General features: G+C 51.7%; 22 protein-coding genes and 1 tRNA gene. 12 read left to right on the forward strand and 11 right to left on the reverse strand.

Annotated features, from left to right (window positions below):
- Nucleotides 1–272 precede the first annotated feature (272 nt).
- The 4 genes from HMPREF0574_RS00625 (at nucleotide 273) to HMPREF0574_RS00640 (ending at nucleotide 2244) form a co-directional block, all read left to right on the forward strand.
- Nucleotides 273–818 (forward strand): cytidine deaminase family protein, encoded by a 546-nt coding sequence (locus HMPREF0574_RS00625; RefSeq protein ID WP_004006724.1) that lies wholly within the window; start codon nucleotides 273–275, stop codon nucleotides 816–818.
- 306 nt (nucleotides 819–1124) lie between these two features.
- Entirely contained in the window at nucleotides 1125–1292 is a 168-nt protein-coding gene (locus HMPREF0574_RS09745; RefSeq protein WP_236585973.1) for a CD1845 family protein, read from the forward strand.
- 86 nt (nucleotides 1293–1378) lie between these two features.
- Nucleotides 1379–1741 (forward strand): DUF7010 family protein, encoded by a 363-nt coding sequence (locus tag HMPREF0574_RS09750; RefSeq protein WP_004006726.1) that lies wholly within the window; start codon nucleotides 1379–1381, stop codon nucleotides 1739–1741.
- 299 nt (nucleotides 1742–2040) lie between these two features.
- Nucleotides 2041–2244 (forward strand): hypothetical protein, encoded by a 204-nt coding sequence (locus HMPREF0574_RS00640; protein ID WP_004006728.1) that lies wholly within the window; start codon nucleotides 2041–2043, stop codon nucleotides 2242–2244.
- A gap of 282 nt (nucleotides 2245–2526) precedes the next feature.
- Here the strand turns inward: HMPREF0574_RS00640 and istB are convergent, their stop codons facing one another.
- Genes istB through HMPREF0574_RS09590 form a run of 3 tightly spaced genes read right to left on the reverse strand, consistent with a single transcriptional unit; the run spans nucleotide 2527 to nucleotide 4485 of the window.
- Nucleotides 2527–3279 (reverse strand): IS21-like element helper ATPase IstB, encoded by a 753-nt coding sequence (gene istB / locus HMPREF0574_RS00645; RefSeq protein WP_004006729.1) that lies wholly within the window; start codon nucleotides 3277–3279, stop codon nucleotides 2527–2529.
- 3 nt (nucleotides 3280–3282) lie between these two features.
- Complete coding sequence (locus tag HMPREF0574_RS00650; RefSeq protein ID WP_236585893.1) at nucleotides 3283–4023, reverse strand: Mu transposase domain-containing protein; 741 nt, start codon at nucleotides 4021–4023, stop codon at nucleotides 3283–3285.
- Nucleotides 4024–4077: 54 nt separating this feature from the next.
- Complete coding sequence (locus HMPREF0574_RS09590) at nucleotides 4078–4485, reverse strand: hypothetical protein (protein WP_115255749.1); 408 nt, start codon at nucleotides 4483–4485, stop codon at nucleotides 4078–4080.
- Between the two features lie 76 nt (nucleotides 4486–4561).
- Here HMPREF0574_RS09590 and HMPREF0574_RS00655 point away from each other — a divergent pair, with 76 nt between their 5' ends.
- Complete coding sequence (locus HMPREF0574_RS00655) at nucleotides 4562–5131, forward strand: GNAT family N-acetyltransferase (RefSeq protein ID WP_236585892.1); 570 nt, start codon at nucleotides 4562–4564, stop codon at nucleotides 5129–5131.
- Here HMPREF0574_RS00655 and HMPREF0574_RS00660 read toward each other — a convergent pair.
- Entirely contained in the window at nucleotides 5128–5553 is a 426-nt protein-coding gene (locus tag HMPREF0574_RS00660) for a hypothetical protein (RefSeq protein ID WP_245527314.1), read from the reverse strand. The two genes, HMPREF0574_RS00655 and HMPREF0574_RS00660, sit on opposite strands and share 4 nt — an antisense overlap.
- Nucleotides 5554–5705: 152 nt before the next feature.
- On the opposite strand from HMPREF0574_RS00660, the gene acnA reads away from it, so the two are divergent.
- Together acnA and dxs are read left to right on the forward strand one after the other, a co-directional pair.
- A complete protein-coding gene (acnA, locus tag HMPREF0574_RS00665; protein ID WP_036324808.1) occupies nucleotides 5706–8390 on the forward strand; it encodes an aconitate hydratase AcnA in 2685 nt (894 codons plus the stop codon).
- A gap of 182 nt (nucleotides 8391–8572) precedes the next feature.
- Nucleotides 8573–10540, forward strand: coding sequence for a 1-deoxy-D-xylulose-5-phosphate synthase (gene dxs / locus HMPREF0574_RS00670; protein ID WP_413230953.1), 1968 nt, complete (start codon nucleotides 8573–8575; stop codon nucleotides 10538–10540).
- On the opposite strand, the gene HMPREF0574_RS00675 is transcribed toward dxs, so the two are convergent.
- The 6 genes from HMPREF0574_RS00675 to HMPREF0574_RS00700 form a co-directional block, all read right to left on the reverse strand.
- Nucleotides 10524–11762 carry an HRDC domain-containing protein gene (locus HMPREF0574_RS00675; RefSeq protein WP_236585891.1) on the reverse strand — a complete coding sequence of 413 codons (1239 nt, stop codon included), beginning with the start codon at nucleotides 11760–11762 and terminating at the stop codon, nucleotides 10524–10526. The genes dxs and HMPREF0574_RS00675 overlap by 17 nt on opposite strands.
- Nucleotides 11763–11866: 104 nt before the next feature.
- Nucleotides 11867–12442 (reverse strand): DUF3000 domain-containing protein, encoded by a 576-nt coding sequence (locus HMPREF0574_RS00680; RefSeq protein WP_004010623.1) that lies wholly within the window; start codon nucleotides 12440–12442, stop codon nucleotides 11867–11869.
- Nucleotides 12443–12529: 87 nt separating this feature from the next.
- Nucleotides 12530–14674: a glycogen debranching protein GlgX gene (gene glgX / locus HMPREF0574_RS00685; protein ID WP_004006738.1), complete on the reverse strand. Its 2145-nt coding sequence runs from the start codon at nucleotides 14672–14674 to the stop codon at nucleotides 12530–12532.
- A 52-nt stretch (nucleotides 14675–14726) separates the two neighbouring features.
- Nucleotides 14727–15818: an SGNH/GDSL hydrolase family protein gene (locus HMPREF0574_RS00690; protein WP_004006739.1), complete on the reverse strand. Its 1092-nt coding sequence runs from the start codon at nucleotides 15816–15818 to the stop codon at nucleotides 14727–14729.
- A gap of 291 nt (nucleotides 15819–16109) precedes the next feature.
- A complete protein-coding gene (locus tag HMPREF0574_RS00695; RefSeq protein WP_370446365.1) occupies nucleotides 16110–16307 on the reverse strand; it encodes a hypothetical protein in 198 nt (65 codons plus the stop codon).
- Between the two features lie 37 nt (nucleotides 16308–16344).
- A complete protein-coding gene (locus HMPREF0574_RS00700) occupies nucleotides 16345–16626 on the reverse strand; it encodes a hypothetical protein (RefSeq protein WP_004006741.1) in 282 nt (93 codons plus the stop codon).
- A gap of 313 nt (nucleotides 16627–16939) precedes the next feature.
- On the opposite strand from HMPREF0574_RS00700, the gene HMPREF0574_RS09325 reads away from it, so the two are divergent.
- The 4 genes from HMPREF0574_RS09325 to HMPREF0574_RS00710 all read left to right on the forward strand — a co-directional run bounded on the left by HMPREF0574_RS09325 (nucleotide 16940) and on the right by HMPREF0574_RS00710 (nucleotide 17964).
- Nucleotides 16940–17170, forward strand: a complete 231-nt coding sequence (locus HMPREF0574_RS09325; RefSeq protein WP_004006742.1) for a hypothetical protein — start codon at nucleotides 16940–16942, stop codon at nucleotides 17168–17170.
- A 53-nt stretch (nucleotides 17171–17223) separates the two neighbouring features.
- Nucleotides 17224–17361 carry a hypothetical protein gene (locus HMPREF0574_RS09330; protein ID WP_004006743.1) on the forward strand — a complete coding sequence of 46 codons (138 nt, stop codon included), beginning with the start codon at nucleotides 17224–17226 and terminating at the stop codon, nucleotides 17359–17361.
- A 71-nt stretch (nucleotides 17362–17432) separates the two neighbouring features.
- Nucleotides 17433–17708 carry a hypothetical protein gene (locus HMPREF0574_RS00705; protein ID WP_004006744.1) on the forward strand — a complete coding sequence of 92 codons (276 nt, stop codon included), beginning with the start codon at nucleotides 17433–17435 and terminating at the stop codon, nucleotides 17706–17708.
- Between the two features lie 25 nt (nucleotides 17709–17733).
- The gene (locus HMPREF0574_RS00710; RefSeq protein ID WP_004006745.1) at nucleotides 17734–17964 is read left to right on the forward strand and encodes a helix-turn-helix transcriptional regulator; all 231 of its coding nucleotides are present in this window, start codon (nucleotides 17734–17736) and stop codon (nucleotides 17962–17964) included.
- A 313-nt stretch (nucleotides 17965–18277) separates the two neighbouring features.
- On the opposite strand, the gene HMPREF0574_RS00715 is transcribed toward HMPREF0574_RS00710, so the two are convergent.
- A tRNA-Val gene (locus tag HMPREF0574_RS00715) sits at nucleotides 18278–18352 on the reverse strand.
- A gap of 242 nt (nucleotides 18353–18594) precedes the next feature.
- Between HMPREF0574_RS00715 and HMPREF0574_RS00720 the strand changes: the two genes are divergently transcribed.
- Complete coding sequence (locus HMPREF0574_RS00720) at nucleotides 18595–19593, forward strand: LacI family DNA-binding transcriptional regulator (RefSeq protein WP_004006747.1); 999 nt, start codon at nucleotides 18595–18597, stop codon at nucleotides 19591–19593.
- The last annotated feature ends 52 nt before the right edge of the window (nucleotides 19594–19645 follow it).

Consider the following 19645-nt stretch of genomic DNA (forward strand, 5'->3'; position numbering starts at 1 on the left):
GCAGAAGAGTTGAGAATATAGGTTTGGACAATGGTGAGCACGTTGAGAGCGTTGTGTTGATGTCAAGAGTCGAAGGGAAATAGTCGTGAAAGATTAAGTATCCGGCGGTTTTTGGGCAATCGGGCAAATTTGGCGTTGGGCAGGACGAACGCTTCTCGGAACTTATCCACGGGCAGATCAGGTCAAAAAGTGTGAGAGTTGAGTTGCCTTAATAGATGTCACTATGTTGAGTTGTCGAGTTAGATGTTGGGGTAGTTGTGGCTGTGAGATAGATGTCTAATTCGGATAATAGTTTTCGGCAGGAAAGACATGATGAAACTGTAGTATATGCAAATAGGAAGGTCTATGCGATAAATTCAGGTATTTTAGGAGAAAAGGAATATATGGATATTTGGGATACAATGTATGAAAAGGTGAAGGCACAATTTCATCCGGAGGAAGTTTCTCCATTCATTTACGCACATCATGTTGTATGTGCAATAGAAGCTGAAAACGGAGAAATTTTCAGGGGTTTCTGCATTGAGAGCTGCAGTGGTGTTCTTAATTTGTGCGCAGAACGCGTGGCCGCTCTTAATATGTATGTGAATAGTGGACAGACGAAGGTGAAGCGCCTGATCGCATTCCGCGACAAGGCACCTTATGGAGCGGGAAGCGGTATGCCTTGTGGAGCGTGTAGAGAATTCTTTTATCAATTGAATGAAGAAAATGAAAAAATGGAGATTATGGAGGACTTTGAACAGCGGAAGACTGTCACATTGAAGGAGCTCATGCCAAATTGGTGGGGCAAAGATAGATATGCTGAAGCAAAAGCAAAATGACCGTCCCGCTTGTATAGACAGATTAAGTCTCCCGCACTGCCATCCCGGTTTCAAGCCTTCGTCATGATCTTATGGATCGAGCAAGGAGAATGGCGAGAGTGAATACTGAGCACCATCTGTGGGTTGACATGACGGATGAGGAAATGCTCAGAAGCTGCGGACTCATACTTGAGAATCCGGAAACGAACAAGGAAGGTATCACACTTGCGGCAGTCTTACTCTTTGGTACGAATAGCCGTATCATGTCCGTGTTACCTCAGCATAAGACAGACGCTATTTTCAGAGTGTTCAATGTTGATCGTTATGATGTTCTGCATATTTGGGGCGTTAGCTTCTTTTATTCAAGGAGAAGTTGGAATAGGTATATCTGGCTTTGTTATCGGTTTCCTATTTATTCCCTATGGGCTTCCGATGATAGGAGCGACTGTGATAGAGTTTATTGAATTGATAAATTATAAGATTAAGTCGGTGTAGACAAATTTGAATTTCTGGAGGAGAAAATGGTGGATGAATTAAGAAAAGAAATTGCAATTTAGCAGAAAAAAGGATTGCCATTTATCATGGCATCGGTGATTATATGGCTTCTGATAGTACTTGTGTCAGTTTTAGATATCAATATGGATATGAAAAATTTATTGGTATTTTGCTGTTCATGCCCATTATTACCGCTGGCTTGGCTCATTGGTAACCTTATAAAGGTGGATATCTTTTCAAAACAAAATCCACTTGGACAATTAGGCTTCATTTTCACCTTAAATCAAATGATTTATTTATTAATCGTTATGTGGGTGTTTAGTGCGGTTCCGGAAAAGATGATTATGGTATACGCTATTGTGTTTGGAGCACATTTATTTCCCTATTCATGGTTGTATCAATCAAAGGGATATACAGTTGCTGCAATTTCCATTCCGATGATTCCTTGATTTTAGGATGTGCATTAAACGGTACAACGGTTGCTGTTGTGGCATGTATTATTAAGATAGTATTTGCTTGTGTATTACATATGGAATTAAAGAAAATGGGAGATAACTACAACAAATCCCAGTTTGTAGAGCTTAGCAAGGATCAAGTTTCTATGAAATAAAAATCTAAATCTAAATACGTTATGTGTAAATAATTAAGGCGGTAGTAATACCGTCTTTTTTGATGCCTAAAAAGGTTTCAGAATTCAAGGCTAAAGTTTCAGAGTTCAAAGCTAAGGTTTCATTGTATCCAACACGTAATGAAACTATATACGAAAACTGTCAACGAGATTGATGAACTGAAAGGTAAGAAACAGCAGCTTCTTATAGAAAAAGCAGGTCAAGAAGATGCTAAAAGACGAATCAGAGAAATGGAAGATTTTCTGAAAAGCGAGCGACACGAGCTTAGTGAATATGACGAGAAGCTGGTAAGAAAGAGCATCATAAAAGTCAAAAGGCTGTAAGCGTCTGAAACGTTACACAATCCAACCTAGGGGGAACCCTCTCTAGGCTGTTTTTATGCTCAAAAACCAAGTTATCAAGCCAATCTTAAACCTTTTAACGATAGCTTTTCCTATCGTTAAAAAGTGCACCCACTATCAATAGTGTGCACTCAAAAAAGTGTAGCTATACTTGGGTTCTCTCAATCCATGTGGAGAGTTTATGCTTGCTATCGGCTCAGGTTAGGTAAATTGTCGGTGGCAGTTGAAAATGGTGCGTTTTTGGCTGTTGAATTTTGAGCAGTTTTATTTTACTGGGTTTGGTTGGTCGTGGTTGCGTAGTCGGTAGGATTTTCCGCTGGTTTGCAGGACTTGGGCGTGGTGGACTACGCGGTCGATTATTGCTGTGGCTATGGTTGTGGAGCCTAGGATTTCTCCCCATTGGCTGAATGGTAGGTTGGAAGTGATTATTAGCGAGCCTTGTTCGTAGCGGTCTGAGATGAGTTGGAAGAACAGGTTCGCGGCGTCCGCATCGATTGGGAGGTACCCGAACTCGTCAATGATGAGAAGGGGGTATTTTTTCAACCGTTTTAATGCTTGGGCTAGCTGTGCGTGGTTGTGCGCGGTTTGCAGGGTTTCTATCCAGCCTTGAGCGGTGTTGAACAAAACGTTAGTGTTTTGTTCTATCACTTTCATTCCCAGGCTTACAGCGAGATGGGTTTTCCCGGTCCCGGGCGGGCCTAGGAGGATAATGTTTTCCGCTTTAGCGATGTAGGCTCCTGAAGCATTGGGGAGTATCTCGTTCCTGATTTGGGGCTGGTAGTCAAAATCGAACTCTTCCATGGTTTTGCGGTACGGGAAATGGGCTCGTTGTAGCTTGTTCTGGATTCCTGCGGCTTGACGTGCTGAGACCTCGGTCTCGAGTACGGCCGCGAGGAATTCTTCCATGGACCAGCCCTGGTCTTTAGCCATGTCTATCATGTGTTGGAAGGTCTTGGCTATGCGAGGTGTTTTCAATGCGTGAGTGTAAAAAATGATGTCTTTAGTTACCTGGGTCATTGGTTATGCTCCTATCTTGAAAACCCGGTCGTATTCTTCTAACGTTGTCTGCGCAGTGAGGACAGGCTTGGGATTGTGTTCAATCAGCCGGAGTTTCTCCCTTAACTGGCGGGCTTTAGCCACATGGGCTGGGTCTTTGATGGTTATCCCAGAGCCCCACGCTCGCCGGTGTTTAGCAACCAGGCTTCCTTTGCAGGTAACGCTAACAGTGTTCAGGTCAGCCCTGACCTGGACGAGAGCGGCTATGCATTCCGGACTCACGGAATAATGGTTCCCGTCCAGGGAAACATAATAATCCCGTCCCAGCCGGACTTCTTTGAACCAGCCACACTGTGGTTTCACGGGTGGTAACGACGCGAAATGAGTCAGTTCCTCCTGATACATTTCAGCAGGTATAGCATGTAACGTGGCATGCGTACGACCGTTAGCTTTCACCATCCAATCATCGAGCTGAGCCTGTAAATCCTGCGGGGAAAGAAAATGCCGTCCTGGCATGAATGATGTTTCTGCGTACCTATTAAACCGCTCGATAATCCCTTTGGATTCCGGGTCTCTGGGAGGGAGCTGTTTGAGCGTGGCTCCAAGTACTCCCATGAACCCGCTAACCCCTGCAGCGTGATGATTACCACGCCCGATACCAGACTCGTTATCCCAAATGAACCGGCGTGGTACACCACCAAAGCGCTGCACCCCTTCCCACATACCCTGTAACAGGTCAGCAGTTGTACGTGTAGGAATCACCACGCATACCGTGTAACGTGAATACGCGCAAGCCATCACCAAAACCGGAACTAGACATTACCGCCCGTCATCCAACGGCACTTTGTACGGAGGAAACCACAAATCACACTGGACAGCGTCCCCGATATCCCATTCCAGCCGGTCTGCCGGATCAATAGGTAAGAACTCAGGACGTATCAAAGCAACATGATAACGTAACAGCCTCCCAGACCGCGGCCAGCCAATCCGTTCCGCGATAACCGTTGCCGGCATACGCGGTGTTTCCTGAAGCAACGAGCGGACCCTGGCCTCGTAAGCATCAAAACACGAACCCCTCCCAGAACGTTGATAACGCGGCGACGAATCCGCCCCAACAGCACGCGCCACCGTGTTACGCGCCAACCCCAAATCCCTAGCAATCTGCGCTTTCGGAACACCCGACCGCGCCAAAGACCGAATAACTTCCCAATCATGCAACGAAATCACACTCCTAATCTGACAGAAGTGCTCAATTTTCAAATGCCAAAACTGCTCAAATTTCAGATGCCACTAACATAAATGTATGCAGCTTATCGAAACACCCCGCATGGTACTGCGGAAACCTGAACTATCTGATTTAGAACCCTTATTTCAAATCCATTCGGATCCAGCTACTAATCGCTATAACCCAGCCGGACCAGTGCGTGACCGTGAGACTTTTCAACAAGAATTGAAGACGTGGATTGAACACCATGAGAAGTACGGTTTTGGGTATTATGTCATTATCGATAAAAGCGATAGTGGTTACGTGGGTGTCTGTGGGCTTAAACACGTCTTTATTCAAGAGCAGCGCTATTTGAATCTCTATTACCGGATTACTCCAGAAAAAATGCGCCGCGGATATGTTAAGGAAGCCGCCAGAACGATTATTGATACTGTGCTTCAATCTGATGGGTCAGATAGGGCTGGCGAGGCGGAATGTCCTTCGCCGCAATCTCGTATAGTTGTTGCCTTGACCTTGAATACAAATCTACCTTCCATTCGTACCGCGATGTCACTCGGTCTGAAACATTATCCTGGATTAGATGATTATGACGGTGATGGGAACGTCTATTATTTTAACTCTGAATATTTTGAACAAAAAGAATCTTAAATGACGGGAAACGGGTAATACCTGAGTTTCACGATTTTAGTGCCCCAGTACGCTTCAACCTGCATTATGTTATGCAATCGTGTAGCAGAAACCCATCTTCCATAATGATAGGTGCGCGGGAAAATATTAATGGCATCGGCGACAGGGATACGAAAGCTGCTGAATAATTTGTCGGCTTCAGGTTTTATTTCAGGTTCTCTACGAAGGATAATATTTGCGGTTTTGGCCCTGAGTTCTTTGACTGGTACCCCTTCAGGGCTTTCTTTGAGCTGGTTTTTAGAGTCTCGAACCCGGACCCAGAACATTTGCGCAACAACAGTTTTGCGTATTGGGTGCACTTCAGGAACGTGAAAACGTCTCGCCCCACCCTCGTGAAGTTGGTCGATGATTGCCCCAGAAGCTGTATGTGCCGGGCATAACACCAGATGGCAGGCGATTCGACGCTTGAGGTCTGGCAGTATTCAAAAAATGTATGCCAACCAGAATTGTGTGTGTTGTGAATTTGCCAAATAAAATATATCTTGATGTCGAGATAAATTTTGTGGCGTTGGCGCCACCTCAGAGGAGGTTATTAATGGCCAGTTTGAACAGCTTAAATGCTCGCAAGACATTGCAGGTGGGAGATAAATCCTACGAGATTTTTTCTCTCGATGCCGTGGAAGGCTTAAAACAACTTCCTTACGCCCTGCGCATTTTGGGTGAAAACCTGCTGCGTAACGAGGACGGAGCCAACATTACGGCAGACCAAATTAAGGCTTTGGCAGCATGGAATCCTGACGCGCAACCCAGTACGGAAATTCAGTTCACCCCGGCTCGCGTGGTGATGCAAGACTTTACCGGCGTGCCCTGCGTAGTTGATTTGGCAACCATGCGCGAAGCCGTGAAAGAGCTGGGCGGAGATCCCAAGAAAATCAACCCGTTAGCTCCGGCGGAAATGGTCATCGACCATTCGGTCCAGATTGACTACTTCGGGCGCGTTGACGCGCTGAAACTCAACACAGACAAGGAATACGAACGTAACTCGGAACGTTACAAGTTCTTGCGCTGGGGACAGGGTGCCTTTAACAACTTCCGCGTAGTGCCGCCGGGGACCGGCATCATTCACCAGGTCAACATCGAGTACTTGGCGCGTTCCGTGTTCACCAAAGAACTGCCCGATGGCACGGTACAGGCTTATCCTGACACCTGTGTCGGTACTGATTCCCACACCACCATGGTCAACGGGTTGGGTGTGCTGGGCTGGGGAGTCGGCGGTATTGAAGCCGAAGCCGCTATGCTCGGGCAACCGGTGTCCATGCTGATTCCGCGCGTGGTCGGCTTTAAGCTCAGCGGCTCCATCCCTGCCTCCGCTACCGCTACGGACGTGGTGCTGACCATCACCCAGATGCTGCGCGAACACGGCGTGGTCGGCAAGTTTGTGGAGTTCTATGGCGAGGGTGTCACGCAGGTGCCGCTGGCTAACCGCGCCACCATCGGCAATATGTCTCCCGAATTCGGCTCGACGGCAGCCATCTTCCCCATCGACCAGGTCACCGTGGATTACCTGCGCTTGACCGGACGTGACGAAGAACGCTGCGCTCTGGTGGTGGCTTACGCTAAGGAACAGGGTCTGTGGCACGATCCGAGCTTCGAGCCGAAGTATTCGGAGTACCTGGAACTCGATTTGTCCACCGTGGTGCCTTCCATTGCCGGTCCGAAGCGTCCGCAAGACCGCATTAAGTTGAGCGATGCCAAACGAACTTTCGAGCAGACCCTGGTGCCCACGTATGCTCCCGAAGCGCATAAGCGCGTAGAACTAACCACCGCTGACGGCACCAAGACCGACCTGGATCATGGTCGCGTGGTCATAGCCTCCATTACATCTTGCACGAACACCTCCAACCCCTCGGTGATGATGGCTGCCGGACTGCTGGCTCGCAACGCTCGTGCTAAAGGACTGAAGTCGAAGCCCTGGGTTAAAACTTCGGTGGCTCCCGGCTCCCAAGTCGTCACGGACTACTTTGATCAGTCAGGTCTGTGGAAACCATTGGATGAGATGGGATTTAACCTGGTAGGTTACGGCTGTGCGACCTGCATCGGTAACTCTGGTCCTCTTTCTCCCGAAATCTCGAAGGTCATCAACGACAATGATTTGGCAGTTACAGCGGTGCTATCAGGTAACCGTAACTTCGAGGGACGCATCTCTCCTGACGTAAAGATGAACTACCTGGCTTCTCCGCCACTGGTTGTGGCATACGCCCTGGCTGGCACCATGGACTTCGATTTTGAGACGGAGCCCCTGGGACAGGATCAGTATGGCAACGACGTGTTCTTGCGTGACATTTGGCCCGACCCCACTAAGGTGCAACGGACTATCGACGAAACCATCAACCGTGATATGTACACGAAAGATTACGCAAACGTGTTTGCTGGTGACGAACGCTGGCAGTCCTTGCCGACTCCGGAAGGCAGCCGCTTTACCTGGGACGATGCCTCGACCTATGTGCGCAAGGCGCCTTTCTTTGACGGAATGAAGATGGAGCCCGAACCGGTTCGGGACATCCACGGGGCTCGGGTTTTGCTGAAACTGGGCGATTCCGTCACGACTGACCACATCTCTCCGGCTGGCGCCTTTAAGCCCGAAACTCCCGCTGGTCAGTACTTGACCAGCAATGGGGTGCAGCCCAAGGACTTCAACAGCTACGGTTCGCGTCGTGGCAACCATGAAGTCATGATGCGCGGCACGTTCGCGAACATCCGCATTAAGAACCAGCTGCTGGACGGGGTGGAGGGCGGTTTCACCCGCGACTTTACTAAGGATGGCGGTCCCCAGGCTTATGTGTATGACGCCTCGATGCACTACCAGGCTGAAGGAATTCCACTGGTCGTGTTGGGGGGCAAGGAATACGGTACGGGGTCCAGCCGTGACTGGGCTGCAAAAGGCACGCGCCTGCTGGGCGTGAAAGCCGTTATCGCGCAGTCCTTCGAGCGTATCCACCGCTCCAACCTGATTGGGATGGGAATTCTGCCGCTGCAGTTCCCGGAAGGAGAATCTGCGGACTCGCTGGGGCTGGACGGGACGGAAACCTTCGATATCAGCGGTGTAACTGTCCTGAACGAAGGAAAAACTCCAGAGACGGTGAAAGTCTGTGCCACTAAGGCAGATGGTTCCAAAGTTCAGTTCGACGCGGTGGTGCGTATCGACACCCCCGGAGAAGCTGACTATTACCGTAACGACGGCATTTTGCGTTACGTGCTGCGTAACTTAGTAAAGGCCTAAGTCGCCGCGGCACAATCGTCAACAGCTCCCCGAATTGACTTTTGGTCGGTTCGGGGAGTTATTTTTGACAAATTCATAGCAAAAACGTTGCCGTGCCACCGTTCCACACTGGAAAGGTATGAAAGGAAACACAGAAACCGGATAGAATGAAGCAGCATCTTTTTGAGGAGTTTCACGATTCTATGTCCCAATTTGAACCCGTACGTGCGCAAAATGCCGACTTGGTGTCCCTGCGCCTGTTGCCGACGATTTCTTCGCCACGCGATTTGCGGCACCTAAACCACCAGGAACTCAATCGTTTATCTGGGGAAATTCGTCAATTCCTGGTGGAATCAGTCGCCAAAACGGGGGGACACCTGGGACCGAATTTGGGCGTAGTCGAGCTGACCATAGCCTTGCACCGCGTGTTCGATGTCACTCGAGACACTTTCGTTTTTGACACGGGACACCAAACTTACGTTCACAAGCTTCTGACAGGGCGGCAAGATTTTTCTCGACTGCGTCAACGCGGAGGGCTATCAGGTTATCCTTCCCGGGCAGAATCCGAAACTGACGTGCTGGAAAACTCTCACGCCTCAGCCGCGCTGTCCTGGGCGGACGGGATTACCAAGGCAAACCGTCTGACCGGAATTCAAGGCTGGGTCGTGGCGGTCATCGGTGATGGGGCGATGACCGGCGGCATGGCTTGGGAAGCCCTGAACAACATTGCCGAACAAAACGAAGGTCGGCTGATTATTGTTTTGAACGACAACGGGCGTTCCTACGCTCCGACTATCGGCGGACTGGCACATCACCTCGATGCGCTGCGAGTTACCCCCCAGTATGACAAGGCTCTGAAATGGGGTAAACGAACTCTGAAAGGTGGCGGACCCGTAGGGAACCTGGTGTATTCCGGGCTGCACGCCGCGAAAGCCGGGTTGCGTGACATGGTTGCCTCCGCTGAGGGGGTCTTGTTTGACGAGCTGGGGATTACCTATACCGGTCCGATTGATGGACACGATATTGCCGCCCTAGAATTTAGCTTTACCAGGGCAAAAGCCGCCAATAAGCCCGTATTGGTGCATGTCATCACGCAAAAAGGGCGTGGCTACACCCCGGCGGAAGAAAACGACTCTGACCACTTCCACGCAATTGGACGGATTCACCCGGAGACAGGACTGCCCATCGAACCGAAGCGATTTGAATGGACACAGGTTTTTGCCGACGAAATCTGTAAGTTGGCACGTGAGAACGAAAAAATTGTCGCTTTGACCGCCGCCATGCTCCGTCCGGTGGGGCTGTGCCCAATGCAACGAGAGTTTCCGAACCGAGTTTTCGACGTGGGCATTGCCGAAGCAGACGCCCTCGCCACCGCTGCTGGTCTGGCTTACGGCGGGATGCACCCAGTTGTTGCGTTGTATTCCACGTTTTTAAATCGGGGCTATGACCAGTTGCTGATGGATATAGCTCTGCATCGGGCAGGGGTGACAATTGTGGAGGACCGTTCCGGTATCACGGGAAACGACGGTGCCAGCCACAACGGCATGTGGGACTTGGCTCTGGCGGGAACCGTGCCCGGTCTGCGTCTGGCTGCCCCGCGTGATGCTGTGACCTTGCGTGAAGAACTCCGGGAGGCTCTCCAGGTTGAGGACGGTCCCACCATCGTGCGCTATCCGAAAGGTTCGCTGCCTGAACCTTTACCTGCTTGGAAACGAGCTCATGGCTGTGACGTGCTGTGGGAATCTGCAGAGTTCGTGGACCCCACTACCCAAACTCGTGAGCCGAATGACAGCTCAAGTCGCCCCCAGAACATTCTGATTGTGGCAACCGGAGCATTTGCCCACTTGGGGGTGGAAGTCGCCAAACAGCTCGATGCCTCCAACGATTTGGCAGTACGCGTAGTCGATCCGCGATGGCTGATTCCCGTGCCTGCAGATTTAGTGGCGGCAGCAGGCGCCTACGACTGGGTCGTAACTTTAGAGGATGGTCTGGTAGAAGGTGGTTTTGGTTCTCAACTGCGCAATGCTGCAGCTGCATTGGACATCTTTACTCCGGTGCTGTCCTACGGGATTCCGAGACAATTTCTGCATCACGCCACCCGCGATGAAATCCGAAAAGAACTGGGTCTAACCCCGCAGGCGCTAGTCGATTCTATTAATTCTCGGATTTGAGGGCTTGCACCAGCGAATCCAAAGTATTTTCAATTTGCCAGGGTCGTGCCTGGCTGGCCTGCAGCACCTCTAGGACTTGGGACTTTGTGGCGTCATCAGGCAGCATCCAAGCCAGCCGGCGGATAGTTTTCGGTTCCAACATGGCTTCGTGGTTGACGTCTAGCTGGGCTGCCACGCCTGCCACGGATTCACGCAAACGTCGCCACCGGTCGGCTTCTTGCGGATGATTATGTGTGAAAGAGCGCGAATCTGGAACGTCACCGGGAATGCGTGGGGCGCGCCGTGGGGGGAGCTCTTGAGGGGACAATTGGTAGGACCTTCGCAAAGCTGCAAACCAACGGTCAGCTCGTTTTCGTCCGATCCGGTCATGGCGAAAATCCTCCAAAGCCGCCATGTAACGTTTCCCTTTTGGCAGCCCTACCGCGAGGGCAATCATGGCAGCGTTCGTCAACACTTTGGTCGGCGCCAAATCTTCTTGCTGTGCTAGGTCATCACGGGAATACCACAGTTCCCGCAAGGCGGCGAGATTGCGTGGGGCGTGAACCTTTCCAGAACCGGGGACGTGGCGCCACGGATCAGGTTTAGGAGCGGGTGGCTGAAAGTCCAGCAGAAAGTCGAATTCTTGCTCTGCCCAATCGTCTTTGTCTGCGTCTTGCAGCTGTAACCACAAATGATTGCGCAGGTCAATGAGGTAATCTACGTCCAGTGCCGCATAGGTTTGCCAATCGGAGGGCAGGGGACGGGTGGACCAATCCGCGGCGGAATGTTCCTTTGCCAAGCTGATACCCAGTACCTGTTCCAGGACCGCTGCCAAACCAAATCCCTGAAAATTCAGCAGCTTCGCCGCCAGCTCGGTGTCGAACAGCAACTGTGGACGCATCCCCAGTTCCAACAGATACGGCAAGTCTTGAGTGGCGTCGTGCAAAATCCACTCCGCCTTGCCAATAGCCCGGCTCAACGGCTCCAAATCGGGAAAGGCTATCGGGTCGATGAGGAACGTCCCCGCCCCTTCGCGGCGCAGTTGCACCAGGTAAGCGCCTTGTGAATAGCGAAAAGAACCGGCTCGTTCGGTATCGAGAGCCACCGGACCCGTGGCATCGGCGACAAGTTCACAGACTCGCGCCAGGGCTGCGGAAGTATTCACAATCGGAGCCAAAGGCTCACGAGTACGGGTAACCAGTCGCGGGGTACTGACTTGTGACATTGAGGTGGTGCTCGACATAACGGTTCTATGTTATATAACCTGTCGCGTTTACGCCCGTCTAGGCGCACCGTGTGAGTATTTCCGAGAATTCTGTTTAGTGCATAAGGGCGGTCGGGAAGGTCTTAACGGCGCAGTTGCGTGACGTTTTCCTCGGGGGAGAGCCCGGTTGCCTGCAGCATTGTATCCAACCACGCCAGGAAATGGGCGCTCAAATCGGGGCTGCCTGGAGTCCAAGAAGCGCGAATCTCCAGAGTGGCAGAGGTGGCGCGCAGTGCGAAGCCCTCAAAAGAACGGTTGATGGTGGTGGTGGCAGTGCCCACCAAGTGTCCGTAATCAGCGTCGCGACTCGCCAAACATTCCCGCAGCCACGACCAAGCGACTTCCCCCGCCAGGGGGTCTTCCCCTAAAGCTAGCTCCGTATCGGTCGCCACCAAAGCAATTACCCGAAACTCGCCGCCCCAACCTTCTTGGGTCTGCGGATCGTAGAGACACACAAACCTACCGGTAGCGGGAGCTTCCGCCTCCACATGCAGTGCGGTTTCCGCGCTTATTGCCACCGCGTAAGGGGCAATCTTTGTCGGGGCAGGAACCTCGTGAATGGAAACGCGGGGCGGCACAGACGCCTGTCGCAGTGACAAAAGAGCGAGCTTCCACGCCGGGGGTACCTGCGCCTGCGCCGCTGAACTCGCCTTGCTCACTCTCTCAGCGTAAGCGAGAGAACCGGAAAACCGACCGTACCACGCCCTACAGACCCGAAATACCTTCTGACCGGGAGACACCCCGACCTAGAGTGTGCGCTCAGCCATAGGTGACGCTAAAACCATAATGGAACGTGAACGCACCGTAATGGTCTCAGGAGAACCCAACAGTTCTGCCCGCACGAAATCTGTCTCAATAGGCTCTGGCGAGGTCGTGTCAATCACCCGATACCACTGCAAATCGTGGGTCCATCGCGGCATGGTGAACTCCAAGTCCTTTTCAGAGGCATTGAACATCAGGATAAAATCATCATCCTGCACGCGCTCGCCACGCTTGCCCGGCTCGTCAATAGACGCGCCGTTCAGAGAAATCGTCAGGGCTTTGGCGTAAGCTGTGGTCCACTCTTCATCGGTCATATGCTCACCGTTCACACTGAACCACTCGATGTCGCCGCGGTCTGATTCTCCGCCACGTGCCGCATCTCCAGCTAGGAACCGGCGACGGCGAAACACCGGATGCTCGTTGCGCAGGTGAATCAGGGTGCGGGTAAAGTCAAACATTTTTTGGTCGCGCGCATCCTCATCCCAATGGATCCAGGTGATTTCGTTATCCTGGCAATACCCGTTGTTGTTGCCGCCCTGGGTACGCCCTAACTCGTCTCCGTGAGAAATCATGGGAACCCCTTGGGATAGCAGCAGGGTGGTGAGAAAGTTGAAGCGTTGGCGCCGGCGCAGCTCATTGATTGACTCGTCGCTGCTGGGACCTTCCTCCCCGTAATTCCACGATTTGTTGTTATTGTCGCCGTCAACCCCGCCTTCGCCGTTGGCTTCGTTGTGTTTTTCGTTATAGGAAACCAAGTCCAGTAGGGTAAATCCGTCATGTGCAGTCACAAAGTTGATGGAGGCCACCGGCAGGCGCCCCGTGTGGGCATAGAGATCTGCCGAACCGCTGAACCGAGACGCGAACTCGCCCAGCTTTGCCGGCTCGCCACGCCAGTAATCTCGCACCGTGTCACGATATTTGCCGTTCCATTCCGACCACAGAATCGGGAATCCGCCCACGTTGTAGCCGCCTTCACCGACATCCCAAGGCTCGGCAATAAGCTTAACCTGGGAAATAATCGGGTCTTGGTGGATGATGTCAAAGAACGCCGAAAGTTTGTCGACCGAGCTGAGTTCCCGCGCTAGGGTCGATGCGAGGTCAAACCGGAACCCATCGACGTGCATTTCGGTAATCCAGTACCGCAGGGAATCCATAATCAGCTGCAGCACTGCGGGGGAGCGCATCAGCAGGGAGTTGCCGGTTCCAGTCGTGTCGAAGTAGTGTGCCCGGTCGCCTTCAACCAGGCGGTAGTACACTTCGTTGTCCAAGCCACGGAAAGACAGAGTCGGTCCCAGCTGGTTGCCTTCGGCAGTGTGGTTATAGACGACATCGAGGATGACTTCGATGCCTGCCGAATGCAGGTCTTTGACCATTTGCTTAAATTCTTCGACCTGGCGGTCGCCTTGACGATTTGAACAATAGGCGTTATGTGGAGCAAAGTAACCGATAGTGTTGTAACCCCAATAGTTTTTCAAGCCTTTTGCCTCTAGGGAAGGATCGGTAACGAATTGGTGCACGGGCATGAGTTCCACCGCGTTCACACCTAAATGTTTCAGATAGGCAACGGTGTTCGGATGCCCCATCCCCGCGTAAGTGCCCCGCAGAGGTTCGGGAATGGCAGGATTCAACATGGTCATACCCTTGACATGAGTTTCATAAATGACCAGGTCTGGGTAATCCAAACAGGGATGACGGTCATTGCCCCAATCAAAGAAGGGGTTGATGACGACGGAATGCATCGTGTGCGCGGCTGAGTCCGCCTCCGAATAACCGTCCGGTTCTCCGGCAGGATAAGCGAAAATCGACATGTCGCCGTCTAAGTCTCCGGCGATGGCTTTGGCATAAGGATCCAGCAACAATTTGCTCGGATTGAAGCGTTGCCCGTTAGCAGGGTTATAAGGACCGTAGACGCGATATCCGTAGTGTTGCCCAGGGCGGAGATTGGGGATGTAGCCGTGCCACACGTGACCATCAACTTCATCCAAAGTGAAACGTTCGGTTTCTCGTCCATCTTCGTCTACCAAACAGAGTTCCACTCTTTCAGCGTTAGCTGAATAAACTGCAAAATTTGTTCCGCTCCCGTAATAAGTTGCCCCCAGCGGATAAGGTTTTCCTGGCCACATTTCCATAACTTAAATATCTCATACTCCCCCTCGGTGCGCTGAATGGGGTTTGTTAGGGTTACTTTTCGTTCGGGGGGATGTCGCCTTTGTCGGCGGATTTAAGTTTCAGAAGTCCGCTCCACAGGTTAGCGCGATTGTCCTCAGTTTCGTCGGGCAGCGGGGGAATTTTGTCGGCAGTCGAGTCTTGCCACCAACCACGTTTCTGCAGCAGCGGTTCGACCATGCGGACGAACTCGGCGGCAATCTGGCGATAGGTGTCGGTGTTGGGGTGGAAACCGTCCTCGGCTCGAATCATGAGAGTTCGCCAGAGTGGCACATCTCCCAAGTGGCGAATGGGAACCAAAATATGGTCTGACTCGGAAACGACGCGAGTCAGGATATCGTTCATTTCGATGGCACGTTTATCTGCCGGTAGTGGTTTTGCCGGGGGAACTTCAGAGATAAGGGCGGGGGCAGGTAGGCTTTCAACGATAATTTCCATCTGCCGTTGGAAATTTTTAGGGTTTTGACCCTCCGCGGAAAATACGTCGTTACCGCCTATGTCCAGGGTGATGATGTCTGGCGTCAGACCCGTGGCCAGCATCTGCGGAATCTGCGCGTTCACCACAGTCGAGGCGACGGCCCCGGAAATGGAATAATTCAGCACAATCACCCGACGCTGTGTGGCACGTCGCAGATAAGAGGCAAACAAAGCCACGTAAGAGTCGTGTACGTCCTCGCACCCCACCCCTTGTGCAGCGGAATCACCTAGAGCAACGTAAACCAGGGGAGGAGCGTTTTTGATCTTGGAGGGACGGTGTAGTTTCTGACCGGTTTGCGGAAAGATGAGTTTGTTGGAGTACCAGTCGCTGCGGTGCAGATAGCGTTGCGCCCCGTTGGAGAGCAGCGCAAAGCTGGGGGCGTAGATTTCCGGGTTTGTCAGCATTCCCAGTTCGTTTAGTTTAGCTAGCCCGGAAATGACGTGGTCTTCCCAGAACCAGCGGTGACTGGAAACCTCTTGATGGACCTTCCACATCCCCGCCGCCGCAGTGCCCGCCCAGACCAGGGACGATGACGTTCCCAGTGCCGTGAGGGCAGAAACTTTTGCCGAAGCGGGCAATTCTCGAAACAGCTCGAGTACCGTCTCAACAGAAATTTTTTTGGCAGCCATAGTTTCAGCTTACTCGGCTCGCGCTGTTTTAAGCGCGCCAGAACATGTATGGTGGACCATACTGGGATCGAACCAGTGACCTCTTCCGTGTCGCCTGGTGTAACAACACACCCCTCCTAAAGGGGGCTGGTTGGGTAGTCACGGTATGCCCCGAATAAGCGGGCATAAGAAAACCGCCCTGGCGTATAGCCAAGACGGTTCAGATATGCGTTGAGGCGGTAAGCCTGCCCGTGCTACTGCGTAGCCTGGTGGGCTGGCCCCGCCTCAACGACTAAAGTATCTCATTAAACCCTAGGAAATGGCATCCAATATGTCTTGGTAGTATTCCTCGTCGAAAAAGGGTTTAAGAGCAAGGATTTCATCCAACACATCAGCAGGAATGTCTCTTGACGAGTTCTCTACCACGGCACTTATTCCTGCATGTGCAGCAAACGTTCCATCATTGTCGATGAAACTGTTCATGTCCTCTAGCTCTTTTTTGGTAATCACGTTTCGTTCATACATGTGCTGGAGGACAGCTCTTGTTTCAGATTCGCCATTCATGTTTCTCCATATGCTGTTGTATCCAGTTGAGGGTTCTTAGCTGAAGTTCTTCGTCCCACGATGTGTTCACTTCGTATTCGGTATCGCGTAAGAGTTTCTCGGGTACTTCAACGGAATCCAATAAAGCGAACTGAAGAAAGTCGTCTATCTCCATCCAGGAATCGCCTTCAGCGCGATCACTTTCGATTAGAGATTGTGCCTCGTCGGACAGATGACTGAATAAATAGGTGTCGTATTCTTTCAGGATTTGTATCAAGTTAGACATTGCGCTCACCTCTGCTGCGTTTTATCCCGGTTCGCAGGGTCTTTTCTATTTTACCCGATTGGGTATTGACGTAGAATCCCTTACCGGTTACCGGGAATGCTAATCTGAATTTTGTGTATGTGAACTGCACCAGAACGTGGAAAACTCGGGGATGACATCGTCGAAATCTTTATCAGTTTGCAACGCTCTCAGGGCGTGTCGCGACGTGGACTCTCCCGAGAGTCTGGCGTGAAGTTAGGTCGGCTTGGAAATATTCTGTCGCGCAACTACACGCTTACAATTGACGAAATCGGCGCTATCTCAACAGCGCTGAATGTGTACGCCTGGGAGGTTGTGGCTGCTGCGGAGTGGTGGTGTACGGGCAGCCCTCGGCAGGACTCACCAGCAAGGGCAAATCGATGTCGCAGCGCTCATCGAGGCTGCAGCCCGCTACCAAGATAAAGACTGCGCCCCAACCTCAGCAGCCCCGAAGACAACCCCACTATTCTCTGACCGGCGCAACGACGGCTTCTACGGCTACGAAGCCCTGCCCCGCAGGGCATAGCATCCAGGCAAGTTTTCTTGACGCTGGATACTTTTGTCAAGTATGATTGACGTATGGAGTTTAAGGAAAGCGCCTTCAAACACGGATACAACCGCACGGAAATCACCCACGCTATCCGCAACGCTTGGCGAATCCTTGACCTCGACGAAAGCGTAACCCTATTCCTTTGGGAAACATCCTTGAAATACTAACCAACAGAGACGGCACCGTATTCCATGCGATGCAAGCCAGACCAAAATTCTTCCAATAAAAGGTGATAACAATGGAAACCAAAACAAAACTAAGTGACGAAGAATACGCCTTACAGTTCATCAAGTCAGACCCGCAAGACATCATCCGAAACGCCAAGGCAATCCACGAGGGAGAAATCCTACGTCTTATACAGACCGCTCGCGAAAGGAAAGAAGCTGCCGAACATGACCTCGTAGACGCAGTACGCCAGGCTCGCGCCGAGGGTGTTACTTGGCAAGCCATTGGCGGGCTACTCGGCATGAGCCGCCAAGGCGCACAATCCTTTTACGCCGAACGCATCGCCTAATACTGTAAAGAAAGGACTAACATCCATGCCCGCCCGTTATCTGGCTCTCACTGACGTTGCCAATCGTATCGGCATAGCTGAAGGCACTATCCGCTCTTACTCGGCTAAAGGAATGCTCCCTGAACCTGACGCATACACAGGTACGGGTGCCCGGGCTGTGCGTGGCTGGCTACCCGAAACCATAGACGCGTGGAACCAGGCTCGCCCAGGACGCGGGAACTGGGGTAATAATCGGGGCGGCTCAGCGGATTTGTAATATTATGACCCGTTTTGAAACATTGCCATCGTAAATCTGACCTACCCAGTGGTCTCCGTTGTGTGTCATAGTAGAGACTTCCGGTGCCGTATGTGCGGTTTTTTCATGGTTGCCGCTTTTTCTTTTTTAGGAAGTGCTACCTTGACGCTCTGACTGGGGTTTTGGGAACGCTATTTTTGGGTGCCTCCACCGGTTTTGTGGTGCTATTGGTGGTGCTTTTTTAGCGATTATTTCCGACTATTTCCGATTATTTCAGAAATAAAAATAACAGCCCCGGAGCCCTTATTTGCTGGGGTTTCGGGGGTGTTTTTCCTGGTGGGCCATACTGGGATCGAACCAGTGACCTCTTCCGTGTGAAGGAAGCGCGCTACCGCTGCGCTAATGGCCCAAGGCTTATAAAGTTTAGCCTTATGTGGCTCGGAACGCAAAACGTTGACGCAATGCGGGAGAAAGGACGGTATCTGGCACTCGGTGGGGTTAGGGAACGTTGAGTCGAGCCGAAAAATCTGCGTGGAATCTTATTCACTAGTTTTAGCCGAAACTGGTCGCGAGAGAAACAAACTGGTACATGTTAAGAAAAATGCCCAGACAATTATCAGAATTTCTACAGCTATCGTTTAGAATTCTAATATGTGTGAGGTTTCAGATTCTGCTGTTCTCGTTAAAAAGCGCGTAACTTTGGATGATGTGGCAAAGGTGGCACACGTGGCGACCTCTACCGCTTCGCGGGCGTTGAATCGTCCGGGGCGTATCAATGCTGAGACAGAAGCCCTGGTGCGCCAGGTTGCGATTGAACTAGGTTACGAGAGGCCCGAAAATTTTTGGTTGCGGACGCACGTACTGACCCAAAAAGTTGGGGTCGTGATTGCGTTGGAGCAGTATCGCATGTTGGCTGCGATACAGGACAAATTGATTCTGGAGCATTACTTACCGGTCTTGTATCCCACTATTCCAAACCAAAGCGCACGAATCATCAAGCGGGAGTTCAATAATGTAGACGGTCTGATTATCGATAATCCGCAAACGCCCGGACGCATTCACTTGGAAATCCCTAATACTGAGCCACTGGTGGTGACGAATTGCGTGATTGACGAAGCGACTTGTGTCGTGCCGGATACGGAACAGGGAGTGGCGGTCTTGCTGACTCATCTAAAGTCATTGCGGCATCGGTCGATTACTTACTTTTACGCAAAGGATTGCTGGCTGGGCGAGAGCATTTTGCAGGCTTTGCAGTCTGGATGTGAGCAAGCGGGCGTGATTTTGCATCCGATGGGAAATGTGGGAAATAACCTGGAGGCTGGCGCTCGTGCAGTCGCGGCGTGGTGCCGGCACAAGGACAGTGCGGCGGTTTTTTGTGGAGATTATTCTGCCCTCGGGTTTATGCAAGAGCTGAACCGTTCGCTAAAGATGCTGGTGCCTGACGATGTTTCCGTCGTTGCCATCGGTGATGCCTTTATCGGACGTTTATGCCCTTCCGTCACCACGACTCTGGAGGTTCCGTACCGGAGAATTGGTACTGAAGCGGTGCGCCAGTTGCTCAGTCAGATTTATCATCCGTCCGGTCGCGAAAGGCGGGTGAAACCGATGAAAATGAGCCTCGTAAACGGTGGTACTACAGGCATTTCTTGATTTGAGTGCCGGCTGGCTCCGTGCCGTATTTGCAACCTCTGGTGACTTATGT

It is taken from the genome of Mobiluncus curtisii subsp. curtisii ATCC 35241 (assembly GCF_000146285.1).
GTDB lineage: Bacteria > Actinomycetota > Actinomycetes > Actinomycetales > Actinomycetaceae > Mobiluncus > Mobiluncus curtisii.

What these genes read in the sequence shown, in the direction of transcription:
- HMPREF0574_RS00655 (WP_236585892.1), top strand. Translation starts at nt 4,562, where the DNA reads ATGCAGCTTATCGAAACACCCCGCATGGTACTGCGGAAACCTGAACTA.
- HMPREF0574_RS00675 (WP_236585891.1), bottom strand. Translation starts at nt 11,762, where the DNA reads ATGTCGAGCACCACCTCAATGTCACAAGTCAGTACCCCGCGACTGGTT.
- HMPREF0574_RS00710 (WP_004006745.1), top strand. Translation starts at nt 17,734, where the DNA reads ATGCCCGCCCGTTATCTGGCTCTCACTGACGTTGCCAATCGTATCGGC.
- dxs (WP_413230953.1), top strand. Translation starts at nt 8,573, where the DNA reads ATGTCCCAATTTGAACCCGTACGTGCGCAAAATGCCGACTTGGTGTCC.
- acnA (WP_036324808.1), top strand. Translation starts at nt 5,706, where the DNA reads ATGGCCAGTTTGAACAGCTTAAATGCTCGCAAGACATTGCAGGTGGGA.
- HMPREF0574_RS00700 (WP_004006741.1), bottom strand. Translation starts at nt 16,626, where the DNA reads ATGTCTAACTTGATACAAATCCTGAAAGAATACGACACCTATTTATTC.
- istB (WP_004006729.1), bottom strand. Translation starts at nt 3,279, where the DNA reads ATGACCCAGGTAACTAAAGACATCATTTTTTACACTCACGCATTGAAA.
- HMPREF0574_RS00625 (WP_004006724.1), top strand. Translation starts at nt 273, where the DNA reads ATGTCTAATTCGGATAATAGTTTTCGGCAGGAAAGACATGATGAAACT.
- HMPREF0574_RS09330 (WP_004006743.1), top strand. Translation starts at nt 17,224, where the DNA reads ATGGAGTTTAAGGAAAGCGCCTTCAAACACGGATACAACCGCACGGAA.
- HMPREF0574_RS09750 (WP_004006726.1), top strand. Translation starts at nt 1,379, where the DNA reads ATGGCATCGGTGATTATATGGCTTCTGATAGTACTTGTGTCAGTTTTA.
- HMPREF0574_RS09745 (WP_236585973.1), top strand. Translation starts at nt 1,125, where the DNA reads ATGTTCTGCATATTTGGGGCGTTAGCTTCTTTTATTCAAGGAGAAGTT.
- HMPREF0574_RS00705 (WP_004006744.1), top strand. Translation starts at nt 17,433, where the DNA reads ATGGAAACCAAAACAAAACTAAGTGACGAAGAATACGCCTTACAGTTC.
- HMPREF0574_RS00720 (WP_004006747.1), top strand. Translation starts at nt 18,595, where the DNA reads ATGTGTGAGGTTTCAGATTCTGCTGTTCTCGTTAAAAAGCGCGTAACT.
- HMPREF0574_RS09325 (WP_004006742.1), top strand. Translation starts at nt 16,940, where the DNA reads ATGTGTACGCCTGGGAGGTTGTGGCTGCTGCGGAGTGGTGGTGTACGG.
- HMPREF0574_RS00690 (WP_004006739.1), bottom strand. Translation starts at nt 15,818, where the DNA reads ATGGCTGCCAAAAAAATTTCTGTTGAGACGGTACTCGAGCTGTTTCGA.
- glgX (WP_004006738.1), bottom strand. Translation starts at nt 14,674, where the DNA reads ATGGAAATGTGGCCAGGAAAACCTTATCCGCTGGGGGCAACTTATTAC.
- HMPREF0574_RS00640 (WP_004006728.1), top strand. Translation starts at nt 2,041, where the DNA reads ATGAAACTATATACGAAAACTGTCAACGAGATTGATGAACTGAAAGGT.